Source organism: Neisseria sp. HMSC065D04 (assembly GCF_001815675.1).
Taxonomy (GTDB): Bacteria; Pseudomonadota; Gammaproteobacteria; order Burkholderiales; family Neisseriaceae; genus Neisseria.
Genome location: NZ_KV821504.1, coordinates 22,459 through 29,514 on the forward strand (window position 1 = coordinate 22,459; position 7,056 = coordinate 29,514).

The window sequence follows — 7,056 nt, forward strand, 5'->3', positions numbered from 1 at the left end:
TGACAACACAACATACCCACCCCGCCCGCAACCGAAATCTACCGCCCATCCCGTCTTGCCAGTCAGACAATCCGCATATGCTATGATGTTTCACTGCCGCGCCATCCAACCGATATCCCGCCGCACACACCCGATACACCCAAAGGAATCATTTATGAAAAGATGGATAATATGGGGCCTCCTCCCGCTTCTCCTCATCTGGGCGACCAGCGTGGCTTGGCTGCATTACCAAGCCGTCCAAGCAGAAAAAGCATCCCAAAACATCAAACCTGCCGACATCGCCGTCATCTTGGGCAATTCCGTCAACAGGCGCGGCAAACCCAATCCCTGCCTGCGCTCCCGAGTGGAAGCAGGCGTCGCCCTCTACCGTCAAAACAAAGTCAGCAGGTTGCTGATGAGCGGCGGCACGGACGGCGACGGCAGCAACGAAGCGGCAGCCATGCAATCTATGGCGATAGACATGGGCATCCCGCCCGAACACATCCGCATCGAAAACAAATCGGAAAGCACTTTTGAAAACATCGCCTTGAGCGCACCGCTGTTGCAAGACGTATCCAACGTCATCATCGTCAGCGACGCCTTCCATCTCGCACGCGCCGAGTGGCTCGTCAACCGTCATTTAAAAGGCAAAAACGTCCAGTTTTACGCTTCCGGTTCCTGCGGCGACTCCACACCCAATTACCTGCGCAAACTCTCCCGCGAAATACCCGCGTGGATTAAAGCCATGATTATGCACCGCTGAATCCTGTCCGTCCGAAGCAAATAGTTTTAGACTTGGGCAAACAGCGTTCACAGCTAGGCATTGTCTGCATGGTTCATCATTGACAAAAGGTCGTCTGAAAACCGAAATCCGTTTTCAGACGACCTTTCCGTTATTCATCCTCTCAAACGCCATAACTGCAAACACCAAGCCACATATTGCCGCAAACGCATTTCCGTTATATCCAAAGAAGCAAACAATATTTCCCGCGCGATTCCCGCCTTGTTATATTCCCCGCTCAAGTATTTGTCTGATAAGGAAAATATGATGGGACTCAAATCATGGCTGGGCATTATCTTCATCGGCGCGACGGTGTGGCTCGCCTCATGCGGGCAGTCCGGAGGCACGTCGAGCAAAGGCAAACCCGAGCGCGTCGTCATGTTGAATGTATCGTACGACCCGACACGCGAGTTCTACCGCGAATACAACCCGTTTTTCCAACACTACTGGCAAAAAACACACAGACAGGAAGCAGATATCCGCCTCTCCAACGGCGGTTCGGGCAAACAATCATTGACCGTGCAAAACGGCTTGAAAGCCGATGTCGTAACGCTTGCGCTGGCATCCGACATCGACGCGCTCCATCACAGCAAAGCAGGCAGACAACTCTTGTCGGCGGATTGGCAAAAAGCCCTGCCGCACAACAGCACGCCCTACACTTCGACCATCGTGTTCCTCGTACGCAAAGGCAACCCCAAGCAGATTCATGACTGGGACGACTTGGTCAAAGGCGACGTACAAATCATCACGGCAAATCCGAAAACCTCAGGCGGCGCACGCTGGAATTTCCTATCGGCTTGGGCGTACGCACAAGAAAAAGGCGGAGATGCGGCGGCAGAACAGTTTGTCTCCGAACTCTACCGCCGCGTGCCGGTCATGGATGCAGGCGCGCGCGGTTCGACCATTACCTTTACACGGCGCGGACTAGGCGATGTTTTGCTGGTATGGGAAAACGAAGCGCACCTCGCCTTGCAGGAGAATCCGAACCAATTTGAAATCATCACGCCGTCAATATCCATGCTGTGCGAACCGCCCGTCGCCGTGGTCAGCGAAGTAGCAAAAGAAAAAGGCACGGAACAAATCGCCAAAACCTATTTGGAAATGCTGTATAGCAAAGAAGCGCAACGAATGGCAGCACGCCATTTCTACCGCCCCACCGACGAAGCCGTACGCGCCGAATTTAAAACACGCTTCCCCGATTTAAAACTGGTCGGCATCGACGAAACCTTCGGCGGTTGGCGCAAAGCACAAGCACGATTTTTCAACGACGGCGGCGTATTCGATAAGATTTACCGACCGCAAAGCTGATTGCATTCAGATAAAACAAAGGTCGTCTGAAAACCTGTTTCCACGTTTTCAGACGACCTCTTGGTCTTCATACGCTTACACGAACCAATCAGAAAAACAGCTCGCGCCAGCTGATACGTTGCAGACCACAGATACGGCCTTCTACTGTCAGAGACTCCCCCTTATTTAACAGCAGGCTGCGGGTTGCTTTATTGGAGAAGCATTTATTATTTGGCGTACTCGACGTAACTGATAGCTCTTTATCCGTACCCGTACCTCCTGAGTCCCCGTCTGCGGTCACAGGGGAATCATCCAATTTGCTCGGATTGAGGAAGGTAAAGCTGATAACCCCATCCCGAGTCAAACCATTGGCGTATTGCATACCGAAGCCGTCCAATTTTCGGATAACATTATCAGGTGTAAAGCGTGCGTTGCGTGCGTTCAATGCACCTCCATTATCAGCATTCACACCAATGAACGAAGTTTTTGCCACAGTTTTTACACTTGTACTGGTTGGCAAACAAACATCGGCACCAGCAGATTTTTCTTCTGTAACAGAATCATAGCGACGCACAGTCACAACAGCAGTACGCAAGATCATAGTCGGTTTGACGTTTACCCGTTCACCATCACGCAAATCGATTTTCCAACCTTTTTGGGTTTTGGCAACCTGGTTGTTAGTTAGATAAATATAACCTTCTTTTCCTTTTTCTTCAGGACGAAACTCTTGTTGTTGCAAATCACTTTCGGAAGCAGCGGTTACGGTCTGATTCGGTGTCAAATCTTCATAAATACCGTAAATAGACTGCTTGTCTTTATTGGTCAGATCATTTTGATAAATCTCACTGCCCGTACCGAAAATCACGACATATTCGTTTGCTCTGCGGCGGGAAACGGCGGGCGCGGAGGTAATCGGTTTGCTGGGCGAACCCGTAAAGATTTTAACAGCCTTCCAGTTGTCTGGTTTTTCGCCGCGCAGGTCGAAACGATACATATTGCCGCCACGGTCGCCCGCATAGGCAACATCAATTACACCGTCAAAATCGGTGTCCACAAGGGTCGGCGTGGACAGACCGCCTACACCGCCTTCGACTTCGATTTTTTTCAACAATTCGCCCGGTGCTTTACCTGTACCGCTACCGCGTTTATCGCCCGTACCTACTTCCTTGCCTAACATTTCATATATGTATAATGCAGTTTCGTTTTTCGCATCGGTTTTATCTTCAACACGATAACCGCTGGCAAGAAAACCCGCATAGCGAATGTTTTCTTTTGTATCTACACGCCCGTTATCAGCAGGTCTGTTAACTGAGACGCGTCCGATTTGCGGCGTACCGATGGTATAGCCCAATGTGTTTTTCTCACCTTTAATGGTTTCAAACAATGGAACTGTTTTATTCCATTCGGTATCGGCGACATCCAAACCTGTTTTGGTAGCTTTATCTACATTACCGCCGATATTCAGGGCATACGCACCACGACCACCTTGCCCCATCGCACCGAACATAAATACGCGCTGAGTATCATTTTCCGGAGTCTGACGCAAGGTAAATCCGCCGTTAATCATATATTCATGATTGGTAATAGACGATGTATAGCTGTCTTTGGCAATATTTTTCAAAACCTTTGCCAAAGTAACTGTTTTCACATTATTGCCGTCTGCGACATCCCGCTCCATTGTCGAAGGAATGTAACTGACTTTCAGCTCATACGGATGATTTGCATCTGACGAGGTTTGGAACAAATGCACCATGCCGTCATTCGCAGCCGCAACCATATATTTCTGACGCTCGATAGTATCGCTGCCAACTTTATATTTGGTCTTATTACCGACAGCAGCAACCGAACCGTCCAAAATATCGCCTAAATCGCGCTGATCACCTTCCCGAATACGGTAAACCTGACTGTACGGTGTGTTTTTCGACTTATCTTGTATTGACTTATCATCACCAACACGACCCGTCCAATTCAGCAAATCACGCCACTCACCCGAATTTTTACCATTATCTGCAATATCAAAATAGGCATTGTTTAAAGTATTATTGGGAATATTATTAATAAAATAAGTACTGGAACCCGTATTAATCAGGGTTTTACGGTTTGCAAACGACGGGTACTGTTTCAATTCTTCACTGCGTCGGCCATCCTTCCCTAATCTTTGGAAAATAATCTGGCTGCTCCAAGAGTTCGTTTTCAAGCCGATAACTGCCGACATACCAGGAAGGCTGCTGCTGGTCGTTGCAGGCGCGGTCGCACCTACATCGTCATAACCCACATTTTTCGTGTCAGATTTAATCTGCTCTACAATGTCGTTAAATGCCTTCGACAAACTTTCGGGTTTATCTGCCTCGTAATAATACTCGGGGCGGCTAGCAGCCAGCTGTAAATACCTCTTTCCTGAATTCGTAATACCTTGCCCGAAGCCTACGGTAAAGGTCTGCACCAGTTGTTTGCTGTAATCCGCTGGATCTTTAGGATCGCCGTTCCAGCTTTTACCCGCATAATCCATTCCTTCGGTTTTAAAATCTTTTTCCGCAAGTTTTTTGCTAAAGAAGGCTAAGCCATCATTTCTATCCCAAGAGGTATCGTACGCCCCCCCTTGTTCATATTGGCAGAAGCCATGAGGTCTAGCACCAAAATAATTATATGCCTCATTGTATGGAATGCTATCCTTATAAAATGGGTTACTTATATATCTATTTTTATTGTAATATTTCGAGTAGCGATCATAACCATATCCAAAATCGGGCCTAGACCAGATTCTCCCCGTATTATCCCGCCTACAGCTCAGGTTGGCATCACCATCCGACATCAAAACCACATATGATTTCTGACAACGGTATTTCACTTTCGGCATAACAATTTGACTGACCAACTCGAAATAACGTGAGGTAGTTGGTGTTCCCCCTTCGGGACGAATCCATTCTACCCTATTTGCAATTTCAGCCGCTGGAACATCAAATCCTTCCTCATCGGTAGTATCTCCCCCCCCCGAATTATTCAAAGTTTGTAATGCCCAATTAAAATCTTTGCCATATTTACCCAGCACTTCACGTAGAGCTCTTTTGGCAACCCTCATTCGCGATTCATGAGATGTATTGCCATTCCTTACTGAAATAGGTCTCCCGTTGATAGAACTGAAATCCATACTACCCGAATCATCAATAAACAGCATAATGTTGTGTTTAACTTCAGGCTGTTTATCGATTTTAGATTCATTTTGCAGATACAGTGGGACTTTGGCGAACTCGCTTGTCGCAGCATTTGCCGCCCCCCCCATCAGGGCGAGCGCGGAGGCGATGCTGTAAATCATCGGACGGATGGAGCCGGGGCAACGTGAAGGTTTGTTTTTCATAATGCGTTCTTTTTTCATAAAATCGTCGGTTGACGGATGATGACGTTGTTTTTATTTTCTCGGAATGAGATTCTAACATTTACGATGTCATTTATGTGGGGTTCGGGCTGTTTTTTTTATCTGACGCGGCGAACAATGGCGAAAATGAAACAGGCGGCGCGATTGTAAAGGCAAAATCCGTTGCCACGTCACGGCTTGAACGATGCGGCTTTTTGACGTAGAATGCATTGCTTCTACGGCATAGGCAGCTATGCCTGAAAAAGCACGTTACGCAGCAAAATCAAGGCTGCGGGGCGTGTTTTTTTTTAGCCGATATTTTCTCAGGCGGTCTTTTTTGTAAACAATTTTCAGACGACCCCTGTCCGTTTCTGCAAACCGACCATCATCAGGCAAACAGGATTCATCATGACCACTCCGGCTCTTCTCGTTCTCGCTGACGGCAGCGTATTTCACGGCACATCAATCGGTTACGAAGGTTCGACTTCCGGCGAAGTCGTGTTCAACACTTCCATGACCGGCTATCAGGAAATCCTGACCGACCCTTCCTACTGCAAACAAATCGTTACCCTCACCTACCCCCACATCGGCAACACCGGCACCAACGCCGAAGATGAAGAAAGCCGCAGCGTTTACGCCGCCGGTTTGATTATCCGCGACCTGCCGCTCTTGCACAGCAACTTCCGCGCATCCGAAAGCCTGCACGACTATTTGGTACGCAACAAAACCGTCGCCATCGCCGATATCGATACCCGCCGCCTGACCACCCTGTTGCGTGAAAAAGGCTCGCAAGGCGGTGCAATTCTGACCGGCGTGGACGCTACGGTTGAAAAAGCGCAAGAACTGATTGCCGCATTCGGCAGCATGGTCGGCAAAGACTTGGCAAAAGAAGTTTCCTGCACAGAAACTTACGAATGGACCGAAGGCGAATGGGAATTGGGCAAAGGTTTCGTTACACCTTCCGAACGTCCTTACCACGTCGTCGCCTACGATTTCGGTGTCAAAACCAACATCCTGCGCATGCTCGCCTCACGCGGCTGCCGCCTGACCGTCGTTCCCGCACAAACCAGCGCGGAAGACGTCTTGGCACTCAATCCTGACGGCGTATTCCTATCCAACGGCCCCGGCGACCCCGAGCCTTGCGGCTACGCCATCAAAGCCGTACAAAAACTGATGGAAAGCGGCAAACCGATTTTCGGCATTTGCTTAGGACACCAACTGATCAGCCTCGCCATCGGCGCCAAAACCCTGAAAATGCGCTTCAGCCATCACGGTGCCAACCACCCTGTACAAGATTTAGACAGCGGCAAAGTCGTCATCACCAGCCAAAACCACGGTTTCGCCGTCGATGCCGACACTCTGCCCACCAACGCACGCATTACCCACAAATCCTTGTTCGACAACACCTTGCAAGGCATCGAACTGACAGACAAACCTGTATTCTGCTTCCAAGGCCACCCCGAAGCCAGCCCGGGCCCGCAAGACGTCGGCTATCTATTCGACAAATTCATTGACAATATCAAAGCAGCAAAACAATAAAGCTGATTTTTTCAGACGGCCACACTCAACTCGACAACAGGCCGTCTGAAAACCAAACTTCAAAAATATAAATTCAGCCCCCTCTCAACATCTGTACAGCCTGAAAACCCAATCGTCT

The 7,056-nt window shown here is 49.0% G+C and carries 4 protein-coding genes; 3 read left to right on the forward strand and 1 reads right to left on the reverse strand.

Annotated features, from left to right (window positions below; all coding sequences use genetic code 11):
* Positions 1-154 precede the first annotated feature (154 nt).
* Both HMPREF3050_RS05550 and HMPREF3050_RS05555 read left to right on the forward strand, forming a co-directional pair.
* Positions 155-742: a YdcF family protein gene (locus tag HMPREF3050_RS05550; protein ID WP_070773925.1), complete on the forward strand. Its 588-nt coding sequence runs from the start codon at positions 155-157 to the stop codon at positions 740-742.
* Between the two features lie 60 nt (positions 743-802).
* Positions 803-2,068: a sulfate ABC transporter substrate-binding protein gene (locus tag HMPREF3050_RS05555; RefSeq protein ID WP_246830232.1), complete on the forward strand. Its 1,266-nt coding sequence runs from the start codon at positions 803-805 to the stop codon at positions 2,066-2,068.
* An 88-nt stretch (positions 2,069-2,156) separates the two neighbouring features.
* Here the strand turns inward: HMPREF3050_RS05555 and pilC are convergent, their stop codons facing one another.
* Positions 2,157-5,420, reverse strand: a complete 3,264-nt coding sequence (gene pilC, locus HMPREF3050_RS05560) for a PilC family type IV pilus tip adhesin (RefSeq protein ID WP_070773926.1) — start codon at positions 5,418-5,420, stop codon at positions 2,157-2,159.
* A gap of 387 nt (positions 5,421-5,807) precedes the next feature.
* Between pilC and carA the strand changes: the two genes are divergently transcribed.
* Positions 5,808-6,938: a glutamine-hydrolyzing carbamoyl-phosphate synthase small subunit gene (gene carA, locus HMPREF3050_RS05565; RefSeq protein ID WP_070773928.1), complete on the forward strand. Its 1,131-nt coding sequence runs from the start codon at positions 5,808-5,810 to the stop codon at positions 6,936-6,938.
* Positions 6,939-7,056: the final 118 nt, after the last annotated feature.

Bases quoted from the DNA above. Each gene is read 5' to 3' on its own strand.
- HMPREF3050_RS05550 (WP_070773925.1), top strand. From the start codon at position 155: ATGAAAAGATGGATAATATGGGGCCTCCTCCCGCTTCTCCTCATCTGG.
- carA (WP_070773928.1), top strand. From the start codon at position 5,808: ATGACCACTCCGGCTCTTCTCGTTCTCGCTGACGGCAGCGTATTTCAC.
- pilC (WP_070773926.1), bottom strand. From the start codon at position 5,420: ATGAAAAAAGAACGCATTATGAAAAACAAACCTTCACGTTGCCCCGGC.